The following is a 25,699-nucleotide window of genomic DNA, read 5'->3' on the forward strand; positions in this document are numbered from 1 at the left end:
TCAGGCGGCCCTGCGGTGGTGGTGCCAACTGGCTGCGGCAGCCGCCAGGCGGAGGGTCCACGGGTCGGGGTCGGCGGTGGCGATCTCGTCCCAGAGGTTGCGATTGGCAGTGGCGAAGGCGGTGATGCCCTCCGCCGGTGCGGTGTGCCAAGCGGGCATCTCCGCGGCCTGGTGTTCCGCCGAGGCTGGGGTGTGCCCGGCGGCGATGAGCCAGATGACCCAGTAGCCGGCGTCGAGCCAGGCGGCTCCTCGCGTGGCCCAGGCCCAGTCGACGAGCCGCGCCCGATCACCGTGTGGGGCATGGTCGTTGACGAGCACGTTGGCGTGGTTCAGGTCGGTGTGCAGGAGGTGGCCTCCGGCGAAGAAGCGGAGGTCGTCGGGGCGGGCGGCGTAGAGCTCCAGACGTTGCTCGGCGTGCCGCAGGTCGACGTCCGGGCAGGGGGTCTCGGCGAGGCGGCGCAGGAGGGCGGCGACTTCGCGGAGGTCGGGGGAGCCGGGCGCGTAGTCGGCGTGGTGGCCGTCCAGGGCCTCGAACCCGAGGAGATCCCATCCGGCGGCCTCGACGCGCCAGCGGAGCGCGGGAGCGACCCCGGTGAGAAAGGGGGCGGTGGCTGCTTCTCGGCGCTGGGTCCAGGCGCGGGGATGGTCGGTGCGCAGGCCCTTGATGTGCCACGTCCCGGCGGCGGAGGTGACACGCGCGGCGATCTCGCTGTTGAAGCCCTCGGTGGCCTCCACGACCGTGGACAGAGGGCCGGTGTGGTGCTCGACGGCGGCGCGGGCGGCAGCGGGCAGCCGGTCGAGGCCGATGCGGGTAGTCGCCATGGACCTCACTCTTCCACGGCGGAGCGGCGGCGTAACGGTGCAGTGGCGCGGGGGCCTCGGACGCAAGAACGCCCTGAAGCCCCCGCGGTTCTGTTCGGCTGGATGCCTACCGGTACGGGTTGTCCTCGTTGCAGCCCGGGACGGCACCCTCGGTCAGCATCTCCAGGTCCTCCAGGAGGACGACTCCCTCGGGCTCGTCCTGGGCCTGGGGCCGGGGCGTGATCTCCACCGTGACAGTGGTCATTGCGCTTCCTCTCTTCCGTGCCGGCAGTAGGTGTTCAGTGGTGCCTTCGCCTCCTGGTAGGCCTTGGCGAGCGGTCGGCAGACCCGGCAGGTGCCGGAGAGCTGACAGCCGCCGCAGCCACCGGTGCGAAGCATCTGGGCATCAGCGATGCCGGGCAGGCGGAGGAATCCGTCCATGCCCTCGGTCATGAGGTCGATGGGGTTCTCGCGGCCGACCTTGCACATGGTCGCCAGGCCGTGCGGATCGACGTGGAAGAAGGTGTGGCCGGCGGGGCAGCCCTTGAAGACGCTGGTGCCGTTCAAGAAGCCCGGGGCCTGCGCGGCCAGGGGGTCGGGGGTGCCCGAGTACGTCGGGGAGATTGTCCCGTACTCGGTGCGGCCGGCCCCGTACCGGTCGGCGAGGGCTCGCATGGCGTCCAGCTCGTGCGCGTTGTGCTTGGTGATGATCAGAGCCAGTTCGAGGGCGATCCCGGCCTTGCTCGCGGCGCTGAGCCCTTTCTCGACCAGCTTGAACGCCCCCTTCTTCCGGGTGAGGGAGTCGAAGCTGTCGGACGTCGCGCCGTAGAGGGAGACGGTCACCTTGTGCGGCGGAAGCTCCCGCAGCATCTCGATGACCTCGGACCGGTGAAGCCGGGAGCCGTTGGTGAGGATCTCGATCAGCATCCCGGACCGGTGCGCGAGCACGTACGCGTCCATGAAGTCGCGGTCGATCAACGGCTCGCCGCCGGTGAACTGCAACCACAGCACCCCGGCATCCCTCAGCAGGCGCAAGAGCCGGGCCTTGCCCTCCCACGGCAGGCCCTCGAACTTCCGCTCCGCGAGGTAGCAGTGCTCGCAGTTGAAGTTGCAGCCTTTGTTGATCTCGTACGTCGCACGGCCGTAACCGAGCCGGGTCTCCGGGCGCACCAGGACTGCCTCCCGCATGGGCACGCCCGCCAGGTCCAGACCCCACGCGGTTCGGGCGCCGTCGAGAAGCCAGTCGGGCAGGGAGCTGCTGCTCCCAGCGATCGAGGCGAGCTGCGCGTACATCGCTCGGGGGATTTGCATGCCGGCCCGGGCGCCGGGCCGGGCGACGAGGAACGTGCCGTTGTGCGGACTCGCGATCAACTGGTGCACGAGGCCTCCTCCACGGTGTCTTCCCAGGTGTGCTGTTCGGAGTGGTCGGCGAACAGACAGCAGCCCTCCCGGTCAGGGCCGGGGCCGGTCACCGGACAGTCCGGCAGCACGACCAGATCCACGTGGGCACCGCCCCAGCGGAACCACAGCGCGGTGCCGTACTCCAGATCGTCGAGCAGGCCGTAGTGCTCGCCGTCCTCGTGTGCGCACAACTGGCACTGAACGGCACTGTCGACGCATTCCGTGGCCGACCTCCCCCGCGCTTCCCGCGCCAGGCCCAGTGGCAGTCGGCGCCGGTGCGCGCACCTCATCACGACACCACCCGAGGGGAAGCTCCGACGCGCGGCTTATGACCGGTGCAGCGCCGGCACATACATGGTGGGAACCGGCCAGGGTTGTCGAATGTCGCCGGATGTTCTTCCTCCCGCACCTCCCTCACCGGGCCCCACGTCCGGCCGGAGTCATGGGAGATCCTGAGTGTCATGAGGACGCGCTGTTCGGTACCCAGGCCCGGAATCCGCGCATCGTCGTCCGGCTCGTGCGTCAGAATCTCGCCGCTCGTGGTCATGACCGAACTCCTCTGTGGATCTGTGCTCGTTCGGGGCAACATCCAGAAAAGCCGGAGGAGTTGGAGTTCTCCACGGCATCGGTGCGGCAGTCTTGACGCAGATCCGTGCACGGACTTCGAACAGGCCGGACTACGGGAAGGGCCGATCATGGGACTGGCGAGAAGGCGCAGGACCCTGGGCTACAGTCAGGAGAAATTGGCCCAGTTACTCGGCGTGGACCGCACAACGGTCGGACGCTGGGAGAGCGGCAGAATCGCCCCTCAACCACCCCAGCGACGAGCCTTGGCCACCGCCCTTGACGTCAGCCTTCACGAGCTGGATGCCCTCCTGATGCCGCCAGGAGCAACAAGCAAGGAGAAGCCGGGGCAGCAGCCCAGTGACCCCCCGAACGCGGGAGAGCCTGACGACATGATCCGCCGCGAATTCCTGCGCATACTCACCGTCAGCGGAGCTCTGGCCGCTCTCCCGGCCGAGGAGGCGGAAGCCCTCACCGCAGGAGTCTGCCGGGGAACTCCCGCCGATTTCGCCCGCATGAACAGCCACCTCTGGCAGGTCTACCAACTCGCGCGCACCAAGGGTTCCGTCTACCCCGTCGTCCGCGAGCAGCTGACGACGCTCAACGAAGCCCTGGCGGGGAAGCGCGGCAACGCCCGTCCGCTCCTGAACGCGGCAGCAGATCTCTTTCAGCTGGCCGGCGAGGTGGCATTCGACGCGAACCGGTACGCCGAAGCCGCTGCCTCATATGCGCTCGCGGCATCGATCAGCAAGGACACCGGAGCGTACGACCTGTGGGCCTGCGCCCTGGTACGGCACGCCTACGTCGACATGTCGGAGCACCGATACCGCCAGGCGGCACAGATGCTCGGCGTGGCCGAGAGGCTCGCCGGGCGTGGGGACAAGACGCTCTCGACCCGTCATTGGGTTGCCTCGGTCCAAGCGGAGGCGCACGCCGGCCTGGGCGATCTGCAAGCGTGTGAGCGCGCATTGGGGCGCGCTGAGGAAGTCCGGGAACTTACCCCGGACAGTGCCAATGGCGGATGGCTCAGGTTCGACGGATCCCGGCTCGCAGAGGAGCGTGGTGCGCGCTATGCCCGACTCGGGCGCCTGGACCTGGCGGAGGCAACGCTGCGGGAGGCCTTGCAGCACACGGCCTTGGCGTCCGGACAGTCGTTGCGGCGAAGGGGCGCGGTGCTGACGGACCTGGCGGCCATCGGCGTGAAGCGGCGCGATCCTGAGCAGGCGGTCTCCTATGGCAGAGAAGCGGTCGAACTGGCTCGCGCCTCATCTTCGGGGTACATCGCCCGTAGACTCCGAGACCTGTGCGACGAGTTCGGCCCCCTGAGCCGGGACCACCGGGTGGCCGAGCTGGGGGCGGAGATCGCCACGCTCAGCACGCCGTGACGAGAGGGGTTGGCATGTCGCAGACCGAAGGCGCACGACTGTTCCGGGAAGCCTGGATCGCGGGAGTGCACCAGCACTTCCCCGGCGAGCCGAAGGCCGGCTACGTGACCCCCTGGGCGGACACCCCGCAGTGGGAACGCGAGGCCGCCGGGTCCGTCTACGAGCAGGTGCGCCAGTTCGTCGAGGCCAGTGACGGGCGCACGTCCCGGCTGTCCCGGGAGCAGAAGAGCCGTTTCGTCGCGACCTGCTGGACGGCCCAGATGTTCAAGCACTTCGACGACCCCAAACCGGGATACGTCGCGGACTGGTCCGGCCTCCCGGCCTGGCAGCAGGAGACCGACGCCGACATCTTCGAGGCCATCGAGAAGTCGCTGAGCTGACCGCGCAGGGGCGGGGCCGGGGGCGACGGGCACCCGGTGATCGGGTCAGTGCGGGCCGCCGCCGGACCACGAACAAAGGGTGCTAAGCCGAACCCTCTGCCCCGACCTCGCCCTCGCTCCCGCCCCCGCTCCTCGCGGCGTCGGCCAGCACCCGGGCCACCACCTGCCCGGCCCGTACCGCGTGCTCCGCGGTCGTCGGGACGCAGCGGTCCGCCGCCGGGTCGTACGCGGTCATGATCACGCCCGCGTGGTCGCTGTCCAGTTCCTGGAGCGTCACGGTCCGGCCCGCCGACCGCAGCGTGTCGGCGAGGTCGCGGGAGTACCGGGCGTCCAAGACGGTGTCGCGGGCCCCGTGCACCAGGTGGACGGGCACGCCCGGCTCCCGCCCCGCGGCGAGATCGTCGAGCGGTGCGGTCCCGGTGGTCCGGGCGGTCAGGTCGTAGCGGCCCGCCACCCCCACCACCGCGTTCGGCCGCCACCCGCCCACGCTCTCGGGCCACAGCGCGACCCCCAGCGCGGCTCCGGCCCCCGCCGACCATCCGGCCAGCACCAACGACTCCCCGTCGCCGCCCAGCCCGCCCGCTTCCTCGCGGGCGAAGGCCAGCGACTCCAGCAGGTGCGCCCGGCCCCCGTCGGCAGCGTCCGAGCGCCAGTCCGGTACCAGGACCAGCAGGCCCTGCGCCGCCGCGGTGCGCCCCAGCGGTTCGAGGACGTCCCGCTCGTCGGGACCGATGCCATGCCACAGCAGCACGACGGGCAACGGCCCGGGCGCGCCCGCCGGCCGGTGCACATCCAGCCGCTTCCCGCTCGGGCCGTAGACCAGCCCGCGTACCGTCTCCACGGCTGTGCCCGCGGGGTCCGCCATGCCCATGTCCGGTGCCATGACGGCACGTTACAACGAGGGCGTGGAGTCTCAGGCGCCCGTGCTTGCTGTGGAGCACCCTCCGTGCATCCGGCACTGCCGCACACCGGGAACGGCTTCCCCGCCGAGGCAGTAGGGCCATCGGGCCATACGGCCGGTGCTATGCCCTGATTTGGCCGCGCAAGCGTGCAGGCTTCGATTGGCGCCATAACGCGTCGATATGCGCTAGCGAGATATGGCGTGAATGCTGTGCTTTCGCAGCCCGGTTGTTCAGAGGTTTTGCGTCGGCCGGTGCATGGCGGGCAGCATGTGGCGGGATTCATGGCGTCAACGGGGAAGGGCTACGTGTGGCTGACAGCGAGTCATTTCGTTGATCATGCTGAGCTGGTAAAGCTGGCAAAGAGTTTCGAAGGGCACTCCTACGACCTGGAGTCGACCCTCAAGAAGTTCGTCGCGGAAACCGGGGAAGAAGCCATCAGTGACGGTTTCGGCGTCCTGACCGAATCCGAAGAGGTCACCTCGGCGTACATCGAGTACTCCAGAGACGTCGCCAGTGCCATGAAGTCCATCTACGGCCACCTCGACGCCATCGGCGCAGGTTTGCGACAGGTCACCACGAACACGGACACCAATGACCAGGGTGTCGGTGCGCTCTTCGGCGAGCACGGGGCAAGTGATGAGTGGTAACGAGTCCGTCGGCGAGGAGATCGTCGAACTCGGAATTGAAATTGTTCATCCGGGAGGTCGACCGGACGAGCTGAGAGAGGCAGCCAGGCAGTGGCGTCACCTAAAAACCGAGGTCGAACACATCTTCGGCGCTCTGGACAAACAGGTGAACGCCACGGTCGGACACACCTGGCGGGGACCGGCTGCCGAGGCATTCCATAAGCACTGGAACGAGTGCAAAAAGGCCACAGATCACGTGACCGAGCACTTCGATGAAGCTGCCGAAGGTCTCGACAAGGCAGCGAAGGCCATCGAAGAGGTCAACAAGGAAATCGAGGACATCTACCTCGAGATCGGGATCTCCGTAGGTGTCTCGATCGGTATGTCCTTCCTGACCCTCGGTGTCTCCGCCGCGGTCGGTACGGCGCGGGTGGCGATGTTGGCCAAGAAGGCCGTGGACGCGGCCGGCATGCTGGGCCGGATGCTTCGGGCGGTTGCCAACGCGTACAAGGCGTTCAAGAGCATCAACACCTTCACGGCCACCGTTGCGAAAATGGTGTCGTCCTTCGCGCTGAACACCACGACCGGTACCGCCGGCGGCGTGGCCACGAGCCTTATCAGCGGCAAGGGCCCCGAGTGGCGGACGAACCTCATGGGCGGAATCGGGGGCGCGACCGTCGGTACCGGCGCGGGCGCGCTCGCCGGCCGTCTGGGTGCCGGCGAATTCGTCGGCGGGGCCGCAAGCGGCGCGGCCGGCGGTGTCGCCGGCGATGCCCTGGACTCCTGGCGCAAGGGCGAGGATCTCGACATGCGGCAGACTGCGATCACCGCCATCTCCGGCGGCGCGGCGGGTGGTGCCGGAGGCACGCTGCGCGGCGTCGACAAGGGCATGCGCGATATCGCGAACGATCTCAGGGGCACCCATACCCCCGAGAGCCACGACATCGGCAGGGACACCGCTTGGGGCACCACCGTCCCCATCGCCGGTGGTGTCGCGGCGAACGACGGCAAGGACGGCTGGGGAGACGTGGACGACCACAACAAGGATGTCCAGTCGGGCGCCGAGCAGGGCACCAGGACCCGCGATGAATCAGCGACCGACGAGGTGCGACATGTCTTCGGCTGACCCGACCACAACCGGCGCCGTGCCCGCCCTTCGCCGGGTGGGCACGGCGCCCCGGCGGGCCGGGGCATTGTTCGGCGCACTGGGGTTGGCAGCAATCCTGCCCGTGCTGCCGCTGTGGCTCTTCTGCTCGGATCCGGAACCGCGCCGGACGGCGATCCTCATCGCGCTGGGTTGCGCACTGGCCAGTCTCGGCGGCATCGCCCTTTTCCAGCGCGCGGCAGGGGGACGGCGGTCGTACGCCGAGGTCGCTGTCGCCGAGTTCTCGGCAACGACGGAGCCGGGCGGGCCGGGCGCCGCAGGGCCGGACCAACCGCCCTCGGTGCTGCCCTCACGCCGTGGCATGCAAGCTCGTTCCCTCGTCTGGTACTTCGGGGTCTGCACGGTGCTGGTGAGCCTTCTCGCCCTGGTGATGGGTGCGCCGCAGCGGCCGGAGCGTATGCAGCGGATCGTGGACGCCGGGGCCGAGTTCGCGAACGTGCCGGTCGAGAAGGTGAGCGACGTCCGGCTCCACGATCCGAGCAAGGGGCACGACTACTACACCTCGACCGTGGTCGTCCGGCTCGCCCCGGGCTCGGGCGCGGAGGGGGATCCGGTGACGGCCAGGGTCCACCCGGTGACGCACGACCGTCCGCACGTGGGCGGCAAGGTCTCGGTTCTCTACGCCCCGGACCGTCCCGCGCTGGGCGCCCTCGCGGGGAACGAGCGCAGCCTCGGTGACGCGTTTGAGGGCTCCACGATGACGACCGGTCGTACCTGGATCGTCGGCATCGCCTGGGCCGCCGGAATCGTCCTCTCGGTCATCGGTCTTTCCCTGCGCCATGGATTCCGTTCCTTCTCACGGCTGGGCGGCGCTGACATGGCCGTACGCGGGACATGTCTGGGGGCCGGTTTCTGGCAGCGGGACTCCCGTAAGGAGCAGTGCCTGAAAATCGTCACGGCGTCCTCCCGCACCGCCCACTTCCTGGTCCCTGTCACGGAGGATCAGGTACCCGCGTCCCTCAAGGGGCAGCATCTGTGGCTGTGCTGGGAAGCCCCACGCGGCGCCGAGAACGGACAGTCCGCCGCGGGCGGCACCGTGGCGGCACTGGTGTCCGACGACGGCTGGGTGATGCACGGGAAACTGAAGGCCGACGACGCGCGGATGATGGCCGCCGAGGGCGTCTCCGTCGACAAGGCCGCGGCAGGGCACAGCGAGTCCCGCGTCCTGCGGCTCTGGAATCCACACTCCGCATGGCCCCTTTACCTGGCACCGTCCGCCTTGGCGCTCGCGGCGGCGCTCATCGGCTGCGCCGCGCTGCTGACCCTCGACATCACGGGCACCTGGCGCTGGATGATCGGGCTGGCCGGAGCCGTCATCGGACTGACTCTCGCCTACGCCGCGATGAAGGCCCCGTACCTGTCGAATGCCGGAGACCCGGAAGCAGCGTCCTAGCCGCTCGCGACGGCGAACGACACCGCCCGGAAACGAGCAGCAGCCCGGAGCGGCCAGCAGGCATCCCCGCCGGGCAGTGCCCTTCCGCTCATGCCCACCACCGCCGTCAGGGCGGCCACGAAGGCGGCGGCGAGGGGAAGGCCCACGGCGACCCGGGCCACGGCGAACCCGTCACCCAGGGTGCCGTATCGCGCACGGAAGTGGTGGGCGGCGCCGGGGCATTGATCATGCGGGCCGCGCCAGGAGCGCCCGCAGCCCCGTCCGCCCGTGCGGATACTCATCTCCCGGCGGCCGTCCTCCCCGCGCCGACTAGGCTGGGCAAGTCGATCGATCTGACGTGCAGGTCGGAAGTGCAGGTCTGAGTGCAGGAGTGAGATGGCCGTCAACCTCGTCAATCTGGAAGCCGTCGGCAAGGTCTACGGAACCCGTGCCCTGCTCGACGGTGTCTCGCTCGGCGTCAACGAGGGGGACCGGATCGGCGTCGTCGGGCGCAACGGCGACGGCAAGACCACCCTGATCCGGATCCTCGCCAAGCTGGAGGGCGCGGACGACGGCCGGGTCACGCACAACGGCGGCCTGCGCCTCGGCGTCCTCACCCAGCACGACTCCCTCGACCCGGCGGCCACCATCCGGCACGAGGTCATCGGCGATCTCGCCGACCACGAGTGGGCCGGCAACGCCAAGATCCGCGACGTCCTCACCGGCCTCTTCGGCGACCTCCACCTGCCGGGCTTCACCCAGGGCCTGGACACCGTCATCGGCCCGCTCTCCGGCGGTGAGCGCCGCCGGATCGCGCTCGCCAAGCTGCTGATCGCCGAGCAGGACCTGATCGTCCTCGACGAGCCCACCAACCACCTCGACGTCGAGGGCATCTCCTGGCTGGCCGGGCACCTGCGCGCCCGCCGCTCCGCCCTCGTGGTCGTCACCCACGACCGGTGGTTCCTCGACCAGGTCTGTACGCGGATGTGGGACGTCCAGCGCGGCGCGGTCCACGAGTACGAGGGCGGCTACAGCGACTACGTCTTCGCGCGGGCCGAACGGGAGCGGATCGCCGCCACCGAGGAGGCCAAGCGGCAGAACCTGATGCGCAAGGAGCTGGCGTGGCTGCGGCGCGGCGCCCCGGCCCGTACGAGCAAGCCCCGCTTCCGCATCGAGGCCGCCAACGAGCTGATCGCGGATGTCCCGCCGCCGCGCGACAACGCCGAGCTGATGAAGTTCGCCAGCTCCCGCCTCGGCAAGACCGTCTTCGAGCTGGAGGACGTCAGCATCCAGGCCGGGCCGAAGGTCCTCCTCAAGCACCTGACCTGGCAGCTGGGCCCCGGCGACCGGATCGGCCTGGTCGGCGTCAACGGCGCCGGCAAGACCTCGCTGCTGCGGGCGCTGGCCGAGGCGGCCCGCACCCAGGGCGAGGCGCAGCCGGCCGCCGGCCGCGTCGTCGTCGGCAAGACCGTCAAGCTGGCGTACCTCTCCCAGGAGGTCGCCGAACTCGACCCGGCGCTGCGGGTGCTGGAGGCCGTCCAGCAGGTACGCGAGCGCGTCGACCTGGGCAAGGGCCGGGAGATGACCGCCGGCCAGCTCTGCGAGAAGTTCGGCTTCACCAAGGAGAAGCAGTGGACGCCGGTCGGCGACCTCTCCGGCGGTGAGCGCCGCCGCCTCCAGATCCTGCGCCTCCTGATGGACGAGCCCAACGTCCTCTTCCTCGACGAGCCCACCAACGACCTCGACATCGAGACCCTGACCCAGCTGGAGGACCTCCTCGACGGCTGGCCCGGCTCCCTCATCGTCATCAGCCACGACCGCTACTTCATCGAGCGCACCACCGACCGCGTGCACGCCCTGCTCGGCGATGCCACGCTGCGGATGCTGCCGCGCGGTCTGGACGAGTACCTCGACCGCCGCCGCGCGGTCATCGAGGCCGCGACACCGGCCCCCGCCCAGCAGACCGCGGCCCCCAAGAAGGCCGCCGCCGTCAACCGCGCCGCCCAGAAGGAACTCCAGAAGATCGAGCGCCAGTTGGACAAACTCGGCGACAAGGAGACCAAGCTCCACGCCCAGATCGCCGAGAACGCCACGGACTTCGAAAAGGTCGCCGGCCTCGACGCCCAACTCCGCGAACTGAGCGCGGAGAAGGACGAGCTGGAGATGCGGTGGCTGGAGTTGGCGGAGGAGGCGTAGGGGCAGTCTTGAGGCGTTCCACAACACCTCCGTGGTGCCTGCCGCGCCGCGGCCGGTGTCCGGTACCTGGGGGCCGGCAACCAACCTGGTTCCGGCCAGATCGTCGAGCTTCCAGTGGCTCGTGGGACGAGCGGCAGCACCGAGCCGTGTGATGCCTGGCGCCCGCTCCTTCCCGCATCGCGAATGCCCGCGCCGCCCCGCACCCCCCAGGACGCCCATCGGCCCCGAATGGCCGGGATTCCAGCATTCCGGGGGGCTTCTTCCCGGTAGGGGGCGCGCTATCGCAGCCGAGCGTGTAGCTTCCCGGGGACGAGCGGCCCGGTCGGGGGCCGCGCCGGGGCCCGCCGGGGTGGAGGGGGTTGCTCGATGGGCGTGCGGCTCATGGTGGTGGACGATCACCGTCTGCTCGCGGAGGCGCTCGCTTCGGCGCTGAAGCTGCGTGGGCACCGCGTCCTGGCGGCGGCCGCGCCGAGCGCCGGGGCCGCGGAGCTGGTGGTGAGCCGGGCGCCCGAGGTGTGCCTGCTCGGTACCGCCGCGCCGGCCAGGCCGGGCGCCTTCGACCCGGTCGTACGGATCAAGAAGGAGCGGCCGCAGGTCGCGGTGGTGGTGCTGGGGCCGGTGCCCAGTCCGCGGGGGATCGCCGCCGCGTTCGCGGCCGGGGCCTCCGGGTACGTCCGCAACGACGAGCGGATCGAGGGTGTGGAGCGCGCCATGATGAAGGCGCGGGCGGGGGAGTCGGCGGTCGCCCCGCAGTTGTTGCAGCAGGCCTTCGAGGAGCTGCTGCACCCCGCGGCGCAGCCGGACGATGAGGGGGCACGGCTGCTGGAGCTGCTCACCCCGCGGGAGGTCGAGGTGCTGATGCGGGTCGCGGACGGCGAGGACACCCGGCTGATCGCGGCGGGGATGGACATCGCGCCGAGCACCGCGCGGACGCATGTGCAGCGGGTGTTGATGAAGCTGGAGGTGGGGTCCCGGCTGGAGGCCGCCGCGCTGGCGGCCCGCACCGGACTGCTGGACCGGGCGGCGGGCGGCCGCGCCGCGCGCACCGCGGCGGGAACGGAGGCGGCGGAGGGGGCCATGGCGGGGCCGGGCCGGTTCACGGTGGGGCCGGACCACACCACGGCGGGGCCGCATCAGGCCGATCCGGCCCCACCCCCGCAGTAACAACCCCGGCCCCCGTAAACAACCTCCGTGCCCCGCATTAACCACCCCGCTCAGCCCCCGCTGAGCCCCCACTCGCCCCCGCTCACCCCTCCCCGGATTCCTCCCCCGCCCCGGCCCGTAGTTCCTCGGCCGTCGGCGGGACCGCCGGGCGCAGCTTCAGCCAGACGAGGAAGAAGAGGCCGAGGGCGAGCATGCCCATGCCCGTCCAGAGGTTGATGTTGATGTCCTGGGCCTTCTTGAGGTCGGCGTCCGAGGCCGTCAGGCCGGCGATGGTGACGATCACGCCGTAGACGACGAACAGGCCGCCGATGATGCGCCGTACGTCGAAGAGCCGCGCGGCGGTCGCGGACTCGCGCTCCAGCTCCTCGACCTCGTGCTGGTAGTCACTCATGGTGCGTCAACTCCGCTGGTTCAGGCAGGTTCAGAAGGAGAACGGGATGTAGCAGACGGCGGCGAGGATCAGCGCTCCCCAGCCCAGCAGGGCCGGCTTGCGGTACCACGCGTCGTCGCCCTCGGCCGGCAGGTCCTCCATGCCGGGGGACCGGGAGCCGTAGACCAGGCCCGCCAGCGACGCGGCCGGCTTGGGCTTGGTGACCAGGGTGACGAGCACCATCACCAGCGCGCCGACGACGAACGCCACGATCGAGGAGACGAAGTTGGCGCCCTGCTCGGAGGGGATCGCGATGACGCCCTGCTTGTAGAGCCCGAAGTAGTTGACCATCGCGGCGAGCGTGCCGGTGAGCAGGCCCCAGAAGCCGGCCGCCGCGCTGGTCCGCTTCCAGAACATGCCGATGATGAAGACGACGAACAGGGGCACGTTGAAGAAGGAGAACAGCGTCTGGAGGTAGTTCATGATGTTGCTGAAGGACGAGGCGATGAAGGCCGTGCCCATGCCGATCAGCACGCCGACCGCGGTGACCACGCGGCCGGTCTTGAGGTAGTAGCGGTCCTCGCGGCCCTTCTTGAGGTACGCCGCCCAGATGTCGTTGGTGAAGACGGTGTTGAAGGACGAGACGTTGGCGGCCATGCCCGCCATGAACGCCGCCAGCAGACCGGTCACCGCGATGCCCAGCACGCCGTTGGGCAGCAGGTCCCGCATCAGCACCGGGATCGCGTCGTTGTACTGCAGCCCGTCCTTGGACTTGCCCAGCGTCGGCTCCATGACCAGCGCGATCAGGCCCGGGACGACCACGACGAGCGGTATGAAGATCTTGGGGAAGGCCGCGATCAGCGGGGTGCGCCGGGCGGCGGAGAGGTTCTTCGCGGACAGCGCGCGCTGCACCTCGGCGAAGTTGGTGGTCCAGTAGCCGAAGCTCATCACGAAGCCGAGGCCGAGGACGATGGTGAGCCAGTTCGCGCCGAGCGGGTTGGCCTCGCCGATGCCGGTGCCCTTCCAGGCGGTCAGGAACGCGTCGCCGTGCGAGGCGTCGAGCGAACTGGTCAGGCCGTCCCAGCCGCCGACGCGCTTGAGCCCGACGATGGTCAGCGGGATCAGCGCGGCCAGGATGACGAAGAACTGCAGCACCTCGTTGTAGATCGCCGAGGAGAGGCCGCCGATGGTGATGTACGCCAGGACGAAGACGCCGGCGACGACGATCGCGACCCACTGCGGCCAGCCGAGCAGCGCCTGCAGCACGATCGCCATGGCGTACAGGTTCACGCCCGCGATCAGCACCGACGACACGGCGAAGATGACCGACGAGAGCAGGTGCGAGGAGGGGCCGAAGCGGTGCAGCAGGAACTCGGGCACCGAGCGGACCTTGGAGCCGTAGTAGAACGGCATCATCACCAGGCCCAGGAAGACCATGGCCGGGATGGCGCCGATCCAGTACCAGTGCACGGTGTAGGCCCCGTACTGCGCCCCGTTGGCGGCCATGCCGAGGATCTCGGTGGCCCCGAGGTTGGCGGCGACGAAGGCGAGGCCGGTGACCCAGGCGGGCAGCGACCGCCCGGAGAGGAAGAAGTCCAGGCTCGTCTTCACGCTGCGTTTGGCCGCGAATCCGATGCCGAGGACGACGACGAAGTAGATGGCCAGGATCGTGTAATCGAGCCCGTTGGTGGGGAGCCGTAGCCCCTCGGCCAGGGTGATCATGGGCGACTCTTTTCGCGGGTCGGGAGCGCGGCCCCCGGAGGACACATCTTTGTGCGATCGGAACGCACAAAAAGCTACGCGCGGACCTCAGGAAACTGAATACTTTTGTTTGGTTCAGTTTCGCTTTCGTGAGCGAGGCATCCCCTATGTCAGGAATGTCCGGGCGCACTTCGCCCGGAACTCGCCCTGGGGCCCGGCGTTGACGCAACTGTTTAGTTGTGCTTCATTGTGTTTGTTTGTGTTTGGTCGCAGGGTGAGGAGCGCCCGTGAAGAAGACGTCGACCCGGCTCGCGGACGGCCGGGAGCTCATCTACTACGACGCGCGCGTCGACGTCGTACGCGATGCCGTCGACCGCCGCCCCCTCGACCCCGTGGCCACCGCCTCCGAGATCCGCCACGACCGGCTCCTCGGCGACGACGTCGCCATCGCCTCGCACCGCCAGGCCCGCACCTACCACCCGCCGGCCGACGAGTGCCCGCTGTGCCCCTCCCGCGAGGGCCGCCACTCCGAGATCCCCGCCGCGGACTACGACGTCGCCGTCTTCGAGAACCGCTTCCCCTCCCTGGCCGGCGACAGCGGCCGCTGCGAGGTCGTCTGCTTCACCTCCGACCACGACGCCTCCTTCGCCGACCTCACCGGCGAGCAGGCCGCCCTGGTCCTTACGGCGTGGACCGACCGCACCGCGGAGCTGTCCCAGCTCCCCGGCGTGGAGCAGGTCTTCTGCTTCGAGAACCGCGGCGCCGAGATCGGCGTCACCCTCGGCCACCCGCACGGCCAGATCTACGCGTACCCCTTCGTCACCCCGCGCACCGCGCGCATGCTCACCTCGCTCGCCGCCCACCGCGCCGCCACCGCCGGCGGCAACCTCTTCGACGAGGTGGTCGCGGACGAGCTGGCCGACGGCCGCCGGGTCGTCCTCGACGCCGAACACTGGGTGGCCTTCGTCCCTCACGCCGCCCACTGGCCCTACGAGGTGCACCTCTACCCCAAGCGCCGGGTCCCCGACCTGCTCGCCCTCGACGACGCCGCGCGCACAGAGTTCCCACAGGTCTACCTGGAAGTCTTGCGGCGCTTCGACCGGATCTTCGATACGGGGACGAGCCCGGGACCCCGGGCGGCCGGCGCCGCCCGCACGCCGTACATCGCCGCCTGGCACCAGGCGCCGCTGCGCGCCGAGCACCGCGAGGAATTCGCACTCCACCTCGAGCTTTTCACCATCCGACGCACTTCCGGCAAGCTGAAGTTCCTCGCGGGTTCCGAATCCGGCATGAACGTGTTCATCAATGATGTGCCGCCGGAGGCCGCGGCCCAGCGACTGCGAGAGGTAGCGAGCGAGTGAGCAAGAAGTACCTGGTCACAGGTGGCGCGGGATACGTCGGAAGCGTCGTCGCGGCACATCTGCTGCAGGCCGGTCACGAGGTGACCGTGCTGGACGACCTGTCCACCGGCCACCGCGAGGGCGTCCCCGCCGGAGTCCGCTTCATCGAGGGCCGCATCCAGGACGCGGCGAAGTGGCTCGACGCCTCCTACGACGCGGTGCTGCACTTCGCCGCCTTCTCCCAGGTCGGCGAGTCCGTCACGGACCCCGAGAAGTACTGGCGCAACAACGTCGGCGGCACCATGGACCTGCTCGCCGCGATGCGCGACGCCGGTGTCCGCACCCTCGTCTTCTCCTCCACCGCCGCCACCTACGGCGAGCCGAAGACGACCCCGATCACCGAGTCCGCCGAGACCGCGCCCACCAGCCCGTACGGCGCCAGCAAGCTCGCCGTCGACCACATGATCAGCGGGGAGGCCGCGGCCCACGGCCTGGCCGCCGTCTCGCTGCGCTACTTCAACGTCGCCGGCGCCTACGGCACCTGCGGCGAGCGCCACGACCCCGAATCGCACCTCATCCCGCTCGTCCTCCAGGTCGCCCGGGGCAAGCGCGAGGCGATCTCCGTCTACGGCGACGACTACCCCACCCCCGACGGCACCTGCGTCCGCGACTACATCCACGTCGCCGACCTCGCCGAGGCCCACCTCCTCGCCCTGGACGCGGCCACCGCCGGCGAGCACCTGATCTGCAACCTCGGCAACGGCAACGGCTTCTCCGTCCGCGAGGTCATCGAGACCGTCCGCAAGGTCACCGGACACCCCATCCCCGAGATCACCGCCCCGCGCCGCGGCGGCGACCCGGCCGTCCTGGTGGCCTCCGCCCGGGCCGCGACCGACCGCCTCGGCTGGCGCCCCAGCCGCGCCGACCTCGCCGACATCGTCACCGACGCCTGGCGGTTCGCGCAGCACCTCGACCGGACCAAGGAGTCCTGATGGCCGCACACGGAACCGCCGCCCCGACCACCGGGCGCCCGCACGGCGCCCGGCACACCGCCGAGACCTTCGCCGCGGTGTACGGCGCCGCCCCCTCGGGCACCTGGGCGGCGCCCGGCCGGGTCAACCTGATCGGTGAACACACCGACTACAACGACGGTTTCGTGATGCCGCTCGCCCTCCCGCACACCACCCTCGCCGCCGCCTCGGCCCGCACCGACGGGGTGCTGCGGCTGCACTCCGGCGGCGCCGACGGCGGCATCGTCGAACTGTGCCTGGACGCGCTGCGGCCGGCGCCCCAGGCGGGCTGGGCCGCGTATCCGGCCGGGGTCGTCTGGGCGATGCGGGAGGCCGGGCTGCCCGTCGGCGGCGCGGACCTGCACTTCGACAGCACGGTGCCCACCGGCGCCGGACTCTCCTCGTCCGCCGCTCTGGAGATCGCCACCGCGCTCGCCCTCAACGACCTCTACGCCCTCGGGCAGGAGCCGCAGCACCTGGCCCGGCTCGCCCAGCGGGCCGAGAACGCCTTCGTCGGCGTGCCCTGCGGGATCATGGACCAGACCGCCGCGGCCTGCTGCACCCAGGGCCACGCCCTCTTCCTCGACACCCGCGACCTCGGCCGGCGCCAGATCCCGTTCGACCTGGCGGGGGAGGGCCTGCGGCTCCTCGTCGTGGACACCCGGGTGAAGCACGAACTCGGGGACGGCGCATACGCGGAGCGCCGCGCCGGGTGCGAGCGCGGCGCGCGGGCGCTCGGGGTGCGGGCCCTGCGCGACGTGCCGTACGCGCAACTGCCCGCGGCCCTCGCCCGGCTGGCCGACGAGCCCGCCGTCCAGGCACTCGTCCGCCACATCGTCACCGAGAACCGCCGTGTCGAAGAGGTCGTCGCCCACCTCGACGCGGGCCGCACCCGCGCCATCGGCCCGCTCCTGACGGCCGGTCACGCCTCGCTCCGCGACGACTTCAAGATCTCCTGCCGGGAGCTCGACCTCGCCGTCGACACCGCCAACGCGGCGGGCGCCCTCGGGGCCCGGATGACCGGCGGCGGCTTCGGCGGCTCGGCGATCGTGCTCGTCGAGGAGGCCGCCGCCCCCGCCGTCGGCGCCGCGGTCACCGCCGCCTTCGCGGCCGCCGGCCACGCCGCCCCGCGGATCTTCGAGGCCGTCCCCGGCCCGGGAGCGCACCGCGTCGAGTAGGGCGCACCCGGCGGCGCGCGGCCACCGGACGGGCCTCGGACGGCCCGGGTGGAGGGGCAGTTTCGTCAATCACCTTCCCTTGCCGCAACCCGTCCGTACGCTGGGATCCTGCACCGGTGGGGGCCGGTGCCGATCAGGGGGCGAGACCGTTCGGGTACGGCGCCCGGGGTGGAGCAGCCATGTCGGCACGGCGGCGGCCGTGCGGCTGAGGCGATCTTCAATCCGGGCGTCGTGCCCGCTATGGTCCGTTCACCGAGACAGGGGGTCTCTGTGCAACGCATCCGGGTTCTGGTGGTCGACGACCACCGCATCTTCGCCGAATCCCTGGCGGCCGCGCTCGCCGCGGAACAGGACGTGGACGTCGCGGCCGCGGGCAGTGCCCCCGCGGCGCTGCGCAATCTGGACCGGGCGGTCACCGACGGCCGCCGGTTCGACGTGCTGCTCGCCGACGCCGACCTCGCCGCGCCGCTGCTCGCGGTGCCGGCCCAGGGAGCGGTCCGCGAGGCGGTGCCGCGGGCCGTGCCGCGCGACGGCATCGCGCTGGTCTCCGGCCTGCGCACCAGCCATCCGTATCTGCGCACGGTCGTCCTCGCCGACCGCGACGACCCGCGCCGCGCGGCCGCCGCGCTGCAGGCCGGCGCCTCCGGCTGGGTCGCCAAGGACTGCTCGCTCTCCCGGCTGCTCGCGGTCATCCGCGGCGTGCTGCGCGACGAGACGCATCTGCCGCCCGCGCTGCTGACCGGCGTCCTGCGGGAGCTGACGGCGGCCCGCAAGCACCGCTCGGAGAGCGAGCGGCTGGTGGAGTCGCTGACCCCGCGCGAGCGCGAGGTGCTGCGCTGCATGGTGGCGGGCCTGGGCCGCAAGGCGGTCGCCGAGCGGCTGTTCCTCTCCCCGCACACGGTCCGCACCCACATGCAGAACGTGCTCGGCAAGCTCGGGGTGCACTCCACCCTCGCCGCGGTCGCGCTGGCCCGCCGGGCCGGGGTCGGCCAGGTCGAGCTGGAGGCGGCGGCCGCGGCGGCTTCGGTGCCGGTGCCGTGAGGGGCTGAAGCGCTGCGGGGCGAGGCGCCGGCGCCCGGTGCTCCTACGTGCCGGGATCCGTCAGGACCGCCACGCCCCGGGGCCTCAGCGTGACCCGCCCGACGGCTCCGCCCGCCGCGCCCGCCCCGTCCACCGCCGCCAGCGCGTCCCGCATCGGCGCCGGCAGCGCGACGTCCACGGCCTCCGCCCCGTGGTTGAGCAGGAAGACGTACCGGCCGCCGGCGCCTTCGCGGACGGTGGCCTGGACGCCCGCCGGCAGTCCCGGCAGCACGGGCGCGACCCCGGCCGCCGCCCGTACGTCGTCCAGCAGGGCCCGCATCAGTGCCGGGGCGAGCCGGGTGCCCGCGTACCAGACGGTGCCCCGCCCGTAGGAGTGCCGGGTCAGCGCGGGGCGGCCGGCGAGGTCCCCGTCCGTGAAGCGGGCGAGCGCCTCGGCCCCTTCGAGGTCGATCGCCTCCGACCACAGGTCCGCCCGCCCCGTGTAGGCCCCGCCGCCGACGCCCACCGACCGGCCCTCGTCCAGCGGCCAGAACTCCTCCACCCGCAGCCCCAGCAGCTCCCGCAGCGCCCCCGGATACCCGCCGGGGTGCACTCGGTCGTGCGCGTCGACGATCCCGGAGAAGAACGACACCAGCAGGTGCCCGCCGTCGCGGACGTAGGCGGCCAGCCGCTCGGCGTCGGGGACGGCGAGCAGGTACAGGTTGGGCGCCACGACCAGCCGGTAGCCGGACAGTTCACGCCGCGGCGGCACCACGTCGCAGGCCACGCCCGCTTCGAACAGCGGCCGGTAGTGATCCAGCGCGATCCGGGAGTGGTCCAGCGCGGTCGACGGCTTGGAGTCCAGCTCCAGTGCCCACCAGCTGTGCCAGTCCGCCAGCAGCGCCACCGCGGCCCGCGACCGGGTCCCCTCGATGCCCGGCACCGCCGCCAACTCCCGCCCCAGCTCCGATACTTCGCGGAAGACGCGGGTGCCGGTCCCGCCGTGCGGCAGCATCGCCGAGTGGAACTTCTCCGCGCCGCCCAGCGACTGCCGCCACTGGAAGAACAGCACCGCGTCCGCGCCCTGGGCGACGGCCTGCCAGCTCCACAGCCGCATCGCGCCGGGCGGCTTGGGGCCGTTGCGGGGCCGCCAGTTGACCGCGCCGGGCGCCTGTTCCAGCAGCATCCAGGGCTGTCCGGAGCGCGCCGAGCGCATCAGGTCGAAGACGTAGCCGGCCCGGACGTGGTCGTCGCCGGCGTACGGGTCCTGGTAGAAGTCCAGCGCCATCGCGTCCAGGTACGGGGACCAGGCGAACGCGTCGACGGGCTTGTGCTGCGGCATCAGATTGGTGGTGACCGGAATGGCGGGGGTCAGGCGCTCCAGCACCTCCTTTTCGGCCAGATAGCAGGCGCGCAGGGCCGCGTCGCCGAAGCGCAGGTAGTCCAGCTGCTGGGCGGGGTTGGGGAAGGTGGGCGCGGTGCGGGGCGGCAGCACCTCGTCGAAGTCGCCGTAGGTCTGCGACCAGAAGGCCGTCGACCAGGCGGCGTTGAGCGCGTCGATGCCGCCGTAGCGTGCGCGCAGCCAGCGCCGGAAGTCCTCGGCCGACACATCGCAGTAGCACTGCCGGGTGTGGCACCCGTACTCGTTGCCGACGTGCCACAGGGCCAGCGCCGGGTGGCCGGCGTAACGGGCGGCGAGCTGTTCCACCAGGCGTACGGCGTGCGCGCGGTAGACGGGGCTGGAGGGACAGTAGTGCTGCCGGCCGCCGGGCCAGCGCCGCCGCCCGTCGGCGTCCTCGGGCAGGATCCGGGGGTGCGCGCGGGAGAGCCACGGCGGCGGTGAGGCGGTCATGGTGGCCAGGCAGACGGCGATCCCGGCGCCCGCCAGCCCGTCCATGACGCGGTCGAACCAGCCGAAGTCCCATGCCCCGGGCCGGGGTTCGACCCGGGCCCAGGAGAAGATCCCGGCGGTGACCATGGTGACGCGGGCCGCCTTCATCAGCTCCAGGTCCTCGGCCCACACCTCCTCGGGCCACTGCTCGGGGTTGTAGTCGCCGCCGAATTGGATGCCCATGGATCCCCCAAGGATCGAAGCCCGGACGGGGCACTGCGCCCCGCCGTCAGCAGGACCGGCTCACGAGGAGTTCTTGTACACGCTCCAGCCGCCGTCGACGACGAGGCTCGCGCCCGTGACGAAGGACGCCTCGGGGGAGAGCAGAAAGGCGATGGCGGCGGCGACCTCCTCCGGCCGCCCCAGCCGCCGCGCCGCCGTCTGCGCGGCGCTGGCCCGCCGTTCCTCCTCCCCGATGCCGTCCCACGCCGCCGTCAGCACGGGCCCCGGCAGCACGCTGTTGACCCGCACCTGCGGCCCGTACTCGACGGCCAGCTGGCGCCCCAGCCCGGTCAGCCCGGCCTTGGCGGCGGCGTACGCGGGGCGCCCCGGCAGCCCGATCAGCGCGTGCACCGACGAGGTCAGCACCACCGCGCCGTGGCACGCCCGCAGATCGTCCAGTGCGGCGCGCACACCGAGGAACGAGCCGGTGAGGTTGACCGCCAGCTGCCGCTCCCAGTCCGCGAGCGGGGTGTGCCCCGCGGACGCCACGAACGGCAGAAAGGCGTTGCTGACCAGCCCGTCCACCGGGCCGTAGCGCCGCCGCGCCGCCTCGACCGCGCGCTGCCAGTCGTCCTCGACGGCCACATCGCAGTGCTCGTAGGAGGCGTGGCCGCCGGCCGTCCGGATGCGCCGCGCGGTGTGTTCGCCGCGCGCGTCGTCGATGTCCAGCAGCAGGACGCCGGCGCCCTCGGCCGCCAGCCGGTCGGCGGTGGCCGCCCCGATGCCCCCGGCGGCCCCGGTCACCAGGACCGTACGGCCCTCGAACCGCTTGCCGTACGGCCCGTTCGCCCGGTGCGGTGCGCGCTGCTGGCTCATGGCGCGATCCAAGCCCACGGGGCGAGTGGCGGGCAAGGGGACAGGGGAGCAGAGGGGCGCGTGCGGGCCCAGGGGGCGCGCGAGCCGCTCACGCGTCGTCAGATATGGCGCGGGCCGCTTCCCGGCGCACGGTTTCCGGCCGCGGACGGAAACCGGCCGGCGGACGGCAGTGCTCGCGGGGCGGGCGGAGCCGGGCGGCAGGCCCTAGCCGGGGATGTTGTCGAACGGGCCGGTCAACCGCCGCAGCAGCCCGGCCAGTTCCCCGCGCTGCTGGCGGGAGAGCTCGGCGAGGATGGCGCGCTCCTGGATCAGCAGTCCGGCCAGCGAGCGGTCGGCCTTGTCCCGGCCCTCGGCCGTCAGCCTGACCAGCACCCCGCGCCGGTCGCTGGGGTCCGGCAGGCGCTCGACCAGGTTCTTCTTGGCGAGCCGGTCGATGCGGTTGGTCATCGTCCCGGAGGTGACCAGGGTCTGGGTCAGCAGCGCCCCGGGGGAGAGCTGATACGGCGCCCCGGCGCGCCGCAGCGCGGTGAGCACATCGAATTCCCAGGGCTCCAGGCCCACCTCGGAGAAGGCGATGCGGCGGGCCCGGTCCAGGTGTCTGGCCAGCCTGGAGACACGGCTGAGGACCTCAAGTGGCTCCACGTCGAGGTCCGGGCGCTCGCGACGCCAAGCTGCGACCAGTCGATCGACCTCGTCCTCCATGACGATCAGTGTAGAGGGTCTGTCGACATGAAGTCTCTTGACGTCGAGATATATTTCGCTGGACTATGGGGCATCGTCGGCGGGGGCTCGGTTTCCAGCCGAGACGGCCCGAATCCGACCGTGCCAGCTTTGCATCAGCCCTGCATCGACAAAGGGGTTTCGATCATGCATGACGCACCAACCTGGGATCCGCAGCAGTACCTCCGCCACTCCGGGCACCGCACCCGCCCCTTCCACGACCTCCTCGCCCGGATACCGGACCTGCCCCGCCACGGCCGCTCCGCCCGCATCGGCGACCTCGGCTGCGGCCCCGGAAACGTCACCGCCGAGCTCGCCACCCGCTGGCCGGACGCGCACATCACCGGATACGACAACTCCCACGAGATGCTCAAGGAAGCCGAGACCTACGCCGGACCCACCCCGGGCGGCGGCCACCTCGACTTCGCCCTCGCCGACGCCGCCGACTGGGCACCCGAGGAGACCTACGACCTGATCGTCTCCAACGCCGCGCTGCAATGGGTCCCCAACCACCCGGACTCCTTCGCCCGTTGGATCGACGCCCTCGCCCCCGGCGGCACGTTCGCCTTCCAGGTCCCCGGCAACTTCACCTCCCCCAGCCACGCCCTCCTCGGCGAGCTCTGCGACGCCCCCCAGTGGCGCGAACGGCTCCCCACCCACGGCCGCCGCTACGTCCACATCCTCGAACCGGCCGGATACCTGGAACTCCTCGCCGACCTCGGCTGCGCCACCGACGTGTGGGAGACCACCTACGTCCAGCTCCTGCAGGGCGACGACCCGGTCCTCGACTGGGTCAAGGGCACCGCCCTGCGCCCCGTCCTGACCGCCCTGGAGGACGACCCGGCCGCCCGCGAGGCGTTCGTCGCCGAATACCGCGACGCGCTGCGCCGGGCCTACCCCACCGGCCCGCACGGCACGGTCTTCCCCTTCCGCCGCATCTTCGCCGTCGCCCGCAAGCCCGCGGCCGGCTGACGCCCCGGCCCGTCGCCCCGCCACCGCCCTCCGGCCCGACCCTCCGAGGTGACAACGCCGTGATCACCGGCCTCGACCACATCCAGCTCGCTGCACCCCCCGGCACCGAGGACGCCCTGCGCGCCTACTACGCGGACGTCCTCGGCATGACGGAGGTCCCGAAGCCCCCGGCGCTGGCGGCCCGAGGAGGATGTTGGTTCGAGGCCGGCACGGCCCGCCTTCACCTGGGCACCGACCCCGGCTTCCGCCCCGCCCGCAAGGCCCACCCCGGCCTCCGCATCCACGACATCGACACCTTCGCCACCCGCCTGACCGCCGCCGGCGCCCCTGTCACCTGGGACGACCACCTCCCGGGCCACCGGCGCTTCTACTCCGCCGACCCGGTGGGCAACCGGCTGGAATTCCTGGAGGCGGCCGACGGGAAACAGACGGGACCGGCCGGGGAACGGACGGAACCGGCCGGCACCTAGGCGCGGCCGGGAACGCGCCACCGGGAGCGCACGCCGGACACCGTCGTCACCGGGGTCCGGGCCCGTCCGCCCCCTCAGTTCTTCCGATGCCCTATCAACCGCGGCCTCGCCTCCAGGTTGCCCAGGCCGTGCCAGGCGAGATTGACGAGGTGGGCGGCGACCTCGGCCTTCTTCGGTTTGCGGGTGTCCACCCACCACTGGCCGGTGAGGGCGACCATGCCGACCAGGGCCTGGGCGTAGAGCGGGGCGAGTTTCGGGTCGAAGCCGCGGGCCTTGAACTCCAGGCCGAGGATGTCCTCGACCTGGGTGGCGATGTCGCTGATGAGGGAGGCGAAGGTGCCCGTGGACTGGGCCACGGGGGAGTCGCGGACCAGGATGCGGAAGCCGTCCGTGAAGGTCTCGATGTAGTCGAGGAGCGCGAACGCGGCCTGTTCGAGGAGCTCACGGGGGTGGCCGGCGGTCAGCGCGCCGGTCACCATGTCCAGCAGCTGCCGCATCTCGCGGTCCACGACCACCGCGTACAGACCTTCCTTGCCGCCGAAGTGCTCGTAGACCACCGGCTTGGACACCCCGGCCTTCGCCGCGATCTCCTCCACCGAAGTGCCCTCGTAGCCCCGCTCGGCGAAGAGCGTGCGACCGATGTCCAGCAGCTGCTCCCGTCGCTCCGCGCCGGTCATCCGGACCCGGCGGGCCCGCCGGGTGCCCGCGGCCGGGGAGGGCTTGCCCTTGCTGTTGCTCGTGCTGCTGCTGTCGATCGCCACCCGTCAATGATGCCTTCCCCGCCTACCGCCGGGAGGTACCCCCGGTGGCCGGCTCCGCGCGTCGGGCCTCGATACGGGACGCGTCCGGCCACCGGACGTCGTACGCCCAGCCCGCCTTCTCGAACCAGCGGATCAGCCGGGCGCTGGAGTCCAGCTGCCCCTTCATCACGCCGTGCCGGGCGCAGGTGGGGTCCGCGTGGTGCAGGTTGTGCCAGGACTCGCCGCAGGACAGCACGGCCAGCCACCACACGTTCCCGGACCGGTCGCGGGACTTGAAGGGGCGCTTGCCGACCGCGTGGCAGATGGAGTTGATCGACCACGTGACGTGGTGCAGCAGCGCGACGCGGACCAGGGAACCCCAGAAGAACGCCGTCAGCGCGCCCTGCCAGGACCACGTCACCAGGCCGCCCACCAGCGGCGGGATCAGCAGCGACACCGCCGTCCACAGCACGAACTGTCGGGAGACCCGGCGGATCGCCCCGTCCTTGATCAGGTCCGGCGCGTACTTCTGCTGCGGCGTCTGCTCCTCGTCGAACATCCAGCCGATGTGCGCCCACCACAGGCCCTTCATCAGGGCCGGCACCGTCTCGCCGAAGCGCCACGGCGAATGCGGGTCGCCCTCGGCGTCGGAGAACTTGTGGTGCTTGCGGTGATCGGCGACCCAGCGCACCAGCGGACCCTCGACGGCCAGCGACCCCATGATCGCGAGCGCGATCCGCAGCGGCCGCTTCGCCTTGAACGAACCGTGCGTGAAGTAGCGGTGGAAGCCGATCGTGATGCCGTGGCAGCCGATGTAGTACATCGCCGCCATCAGCCCCAGGTCCAGCCAGCTCACCCCCCATCCCCAGGCCAGCGGGACCGCGGCGACCAGTGCCACGAACGGGACGGTGATGAACAGCAGCAGCGTGATCTGCTCCAGCGACCTGCGCTGCTCGCCGCCCAGCGTCGCGGACGACGTCCCGGCGGCCGGAGGGGCAGAGGTATCGGCAGGAATCGGGGGATCTTCTACGGCTTCAGGACCAGCGGTCATGGTGTCCCTCGTCGGGGGGCTCGGGGGCACGGCTACGGCTACGGAACCGTAACCTACGGTCTCGTAAGTATGGCAGTGCCGCCGTCACGGGCAAGGCCGTGACAGGCGCCACACCCACCCCCTGTGACGCATCTGCCCACCCAGCGGACGGTGTGATCTGCTGACGCTGGGCAGACCTATCCTGGGGACGTCGGACAGCGCGGTCCGCAACCCGCCCGCATCAGACCTGCCCAACCCGTCGC

The 25,699-nt window shown here is 71.3% G+C and carries 26 protein-coding genes; 13 read left to right on the forward strand and 13 right to left on the reverse strand.

Annotated elements, in window-relative coordinates; genetic code table 11:
- The 4 genes from K7396_RS21785 to K7396_RS21800 form a co-directional block, all read right to left on the reverse strand.
- Entirely contained in the window at positions 1 to 822 is an 822-nt protein-coding gene (locus K7396_RS21785) for an aminoglycoside phosphotransferase (protein ID WP_086719548.1), read from the reverse strand.
- A 106-nt stretch (positions 823 to 928) separates the two neighbouring features.
- Positions 929 to 1,066 carry a hypothetical protein gene (locus K7396_RS21790; RefSeq protein ID WP_167392801.1) on the reverse strand — a complete coding sequence of 46 codons (138 nt, stop codon included), beginning with the start codon at positions 1,064 to 1,066 and terminating at the stop codon, positions 929 to 931.
- Positions 1,063 to 2,181, reverse strand: a complete 1,119-nt coding sequence (locus K7396_RS21795; RefSeq protein ID WP_086719547.1) for a radical SAM protein — start codon at positions 2,179 to 2,181, stop codon at positions 1,063 to 1,065. The genes K7396_RS21790 and K7396_RS21795 overlap by 4 nt, the downstream gene beginning before the upstream one ends.
- Positions 2,169 to 2,393, reverse strand: coding sequence for a hypothetical protein (locus K7396_RS21800; RefSeq protein ID WP_308686916.1), 225 nt, complete (start codon positions 2,391 to 2,393; stop codon positions 2,169 to 2,171). The genes K7396_RS21795 and K7396_RS21800 overlap by 13 nt, the downstream gene beginning before the upstream one ends.
- Positions 2,394 to 2,897: 504 nt before the next feature.
- Between K7396_RS21800 and K7396_RS21805 the strand changes: the two genes are divergently transcribed.
- Together K7396_RS21805 and K7396_RS21810 are read left to right on the forward strand one after the other, a co-directional pair.
- Positions 2,898 to 4,151, forward strand: coding sequence for a helix-turn-helix domain-containing protein (locus tag K7396_RS21805; RefSeq protein WP_086719544.1), 1,254 nt, complete (start codon positions 2,898 to 2,900; stop codon positions 4,149 to 4,151).
- A gap of 14 nt (positions 4,152 to 4,165) precedes the next feature.
- Positions 4,166 to 4,531, forward strand: a complete 366-nt coding sequence (locus K7396_RS21810; RefSeq protein WP_086719543.1) for a hypothetical protein — start codon at positions 4,166 to 4,168, stop codon at positions 4,529 to 4,531.
- An 82-nt stretch (positions 4,532 to 4,613) separates the two neighbouring features.
- Here the strand turns inward: K7396_RS21810 and K7396_RS21815 are convergent, their stop codons facing one another.
- Positions 4,614 to 5,414: an alpha/beta hydrolase gene (locus K7396_RS21815; protein WP_152104891.1), complete on the reverse strand. Its 801-nt coding sequence runs from the start codon at positions 5,412 to 5,414 to the stop codon at positions 4,614 to 4,616.
- Between the two features lie 219 nt (positions 5,415 to 5,633).
- Here K7396_RS21815 and K7396_RS21820 point away from each other — a divergent pair, with 219 nt between their 5' ends.
- Genes K7396_RS21820 through K7396_RS21830 form a run of 3 tightly spaced genes read left to right on the forward strand, consistent with a single transcriptional unit; the run spans position 5,634 to position 8,617 of the window.
- A complete protein-coding gene (locus K7396_RS21820) occupies positions 5,634 to 6,080 on the forward strand; it encodes a hypothetical protein (protein ID WP_223660159.1) in 447 nt (148 codons plus the stop codon).
- A complete protein-coding gene (locus K7396_RS21825) occupies positions 6,070 to 7,185 on the forward strand; it encodes a WXG100 family type VII secretion target (RefSeq protein ID WP_158101100.1) in 1,116 nt (371 codons plus the stop codon). The genes K7396_RS21820 and K7396_RS21825 overlap by 11 nt, the downstream gene beginning before the upstream one ends.
- Positions 7,172 to 8,617 (forward strand): hypothetical protein, encoded by a 1,446-nt coding sequence (locus K7396_RS21830; protein ID WP_143589056.1) that lies wholly within the window; start codon positions 7,172 to 7,174, stop codon positions 8,615 to 8,617. The genes K7396_RS21825 and K7396_RS21830 overlap by 14 nt, the downstream gene beginning before the upstream one ends.
- On the opposite strand, the gene K7396_RS21835 is transcribed toward K7396_RS21830, so the two are convergent.
- Positions 8,614 to 8,898, reverse strand: coding sequence for a hypothetical protein (locus K7396_RS21835; RefSeq protein ID WP_086716690.1), 285 nt, complete (start codon positions 8,896 to 8,898; stop codon positions 8,614 to 8,616). The genes K7396_RS21830 and K7396_RS21835 overlap by 4 nt on opposite strands.
- A gap of 94 nt (positions 8,899 to 8,992) precedes the next feature.
- Here K7396_RS21835 and K7396_RS21840 point away from each other — a divergent pair, with 94 nt between their 5' ends.
- Positions 8,993 to 10,792 (forward strand): ABC-F family ATP-binding cassette domain-containing protein, encoded by a 1,800-nt coding sequence (locus K7396_RS21840; protein WP_086716689.1) that lies wholly within the window; start codon positions 8,993 to 8,995, stop codon positions 10,790 to 10,792.
- Between the two features lie 366 nt (positions 10,793 to 11,158).
- A complete protein-coding gene (locus tag K7396_RS21845) occupies positions 11,159 to 11,956 on the forward strand; it encodes a response regulator transcription factor (protein ID WP_223660160.1) in 798 nt (265 codons plus the stop codon).
- Between the two features lie 82 nt (positions 11,957 to 12,038).
- Here K7396_RS21845 and K7396_RS21850 read toward each other — a convergent pair whose 3' ends face one another.
- Complete coding sequence (locus K7396_RS21850; protein WP_152104890.1) at positions 12,039 to 12,347, reverse strand: hypothetical protein; 309 nt, start codon at positions 12,345 to 12,347, stop codon at positions 12,039 to 12,041.
- Between the two features lie 30 nt (positions 12,348 to 12,377).
- Positions 12,378 to 14,048, reverse strand: coding sequence for a sodium:solute symporter family protein (locus tag K7396_RS21855; protein WP_086716881.1), 1,671 nt, complete (start codon positions 14,046 to 14,048; stop codon positions 12,378 to 12,380).
- Between the two features lie 266 nt (positions 14,049 to 14,314).
- Here K7396_RS21855 and galT point away from each other — a divergent pair, with 266 nt between their 5' ends.
- From galT to K7396_RS21875, 4 genes are all read left to right on the forward strand, one after another.
- Positions 14,315 to 15,388, forward strand: coding sequence for a galactose-1-phosphate uridylyltransferase (gene galT, locus K7396_RS21860; protein ID WP_086716880.1), 1,074 nt, complete (start codon positions 14,315 to 14,317; stop codon positions 15,386 to 15,388).
- Entirely contained in the window at positions 15,385 to 16,359 is a 975-nt protein-coding gene (gene galE / locus K7396_RS21865; RefSeq protein WP_086716879.1) for a UDP-glucose 4-epimerase GalE, read from the forward strand. The genes galT and galE overlap by 4 nt, the downstream gene beginning before the upstream one ends.
- A complete protein-coding gene (galK, locus tag K7396_RS21870) occupies positions 16,359 to 17,555 on the forward strand; it encodes a galactokinase (protein WP_086716878.1) in 1,197 nt (398 codons plus the stop codon). Before galE ends, galK begins: the two co-directional genes overlap by 1 nt.
- Positions 17,556 to 17,825: 270 nt before the next feature.
- The gene (locus K7396_RS21875) at positions 17,826 to 18,596 is read left to right on the forward strand and encodes a response regulator transcription factor (protein WP_086716877.1); all 771 of its coding nucleotides are present in this window, start codon (positions 17,826 to 17,828) and stop codon (positions 18,594 to 18,596) included.
- Positions 18,597 to 18,639: 43 nt separating this feature from the next.
- On the opposite strand, the gene K7396_RS21880 is transcribed toward K7396_RS21875, so the two are convergent.
- The 3 genes from K7396_RS21880 to K7396_RS21890 form a co-directional block, all read right to left on the reverse strand.
- Positions 18,640 to 20,649: a beta-galactosidase gene (locus K7396_RS21880; RefSeq protein ID WP_152104889.1), complete on the reverse strand. Its 2,010-nt coding sequence runs from the start codon at positions 20,647 to 20,649 to the stop codon at positions 18,640 to 18,642.
- A gap of 60 nt (positions 20,650 to 20,709) precedes the next feature.
- Positions 20,710 to 21,504, reverse strand: a complete 795-nt coding sequence (locus tag K7396_RS21885) for an SDR family NAD(P)-dependent oxidoreductase (protein ID WP_086717195.1) — start codon at positions 21,502 to 21,504, stop codon at positions 20,710 to 20,712.
- A gap of 204 nt (positions 21,505 to 21,708) precedes the next feature.
- Positions 21,709 to 22,206, reverse strand: coding sequence for a MarR family winged helix-turn-helix transcriptional regulator (locus K7396_RS21890; protein ID WP_086717196.1), 498 nt, complete (start codon positions 22,204 to 22,206; stop codon positions 21,709 to 21,711).
- Positions 22,207 to 22,371: 165 nt separating this feature from the next.
- Between K7396_RS21890 and K7396_RS21895 the strand changes: the two genes are divergently transcribed.
- Together K7396_RS21895 and K7396_RS21900 are read left to right on the forward strand one after the other, a co-directional pair.
- Positions 22,372 to 23,196 carry a trans-aconitate 2-methyltransferase gene (locus K7396_RS21895; RefSeq protein ID WP_086717197.1) on the forward strand — a complete coding sequence of 275 codons (825 nt, stop codon included), beginning with the start codon at positions 22,372 to 22,374 and terminating at the stop codon, positions 23,194 to 23,196.
- Positions 23,197 to 23,255: 59 nt separating this feature from the next.
- Positions 23,256 to 23,666 carry a VOC family protein gene (locus tag K7396_RS21900; protein ID WP_086717198.1) on the forward strand — a complete coding sequence of 137 codons (411 nt, stop codon included), beginning with the start codon at positions 23,256 to 23,258 and terminating at the stop codon, positions 23,664 to 23,666.
- A gap of 74 nt (positions 23,667 to 23,740) precedes the next feature.
- On the opposite strand, the gene K7396_RS21905 is transcribed toward K7396_RS21900, so the two are convergent.
- Positions 23,741 to 24,427 carry a TetR/AcrR family transcriptional regulator gene (locus K7396_RS21905; protein WP_086717199.1) on the reverse strand — a complete coding sequence of 229 codons (687 nt, stop codon included), beginning with the start codon at positions 24,425 to 24,427 and terminating at the stop codon, positions 23,741 to 23,743.
- A gap of 22 nt (positions 24,428 to 24,449) precedes the next feature.
- Positions 24,450 to 25,457 (reverse strand): acyl-CoA desaturase, encoded by a 1,008-nt coding sequence (locus K7396_RS21910; RefSeq protein WP_086717200.1) that lies wholly within the window; start codon positions 25,455 to 25,457, stop codon positions 24,450 to 24,452.
- Between the last annotated feature and the right edge of the window lie 242 nt (positions 25,458 to 25,699).

The sequence above is a fragment of the Streptomyces angustmyceticus genome (assembly GCF_019933235.1).
In the GTDB taxonomy this organism is placed as follows: Bacteria; Actinomycetota; Actinomycetes; order Streptomycetales; family Streptomycetaceae; genus Streptomyces; species Streptomyces angustmyceticus.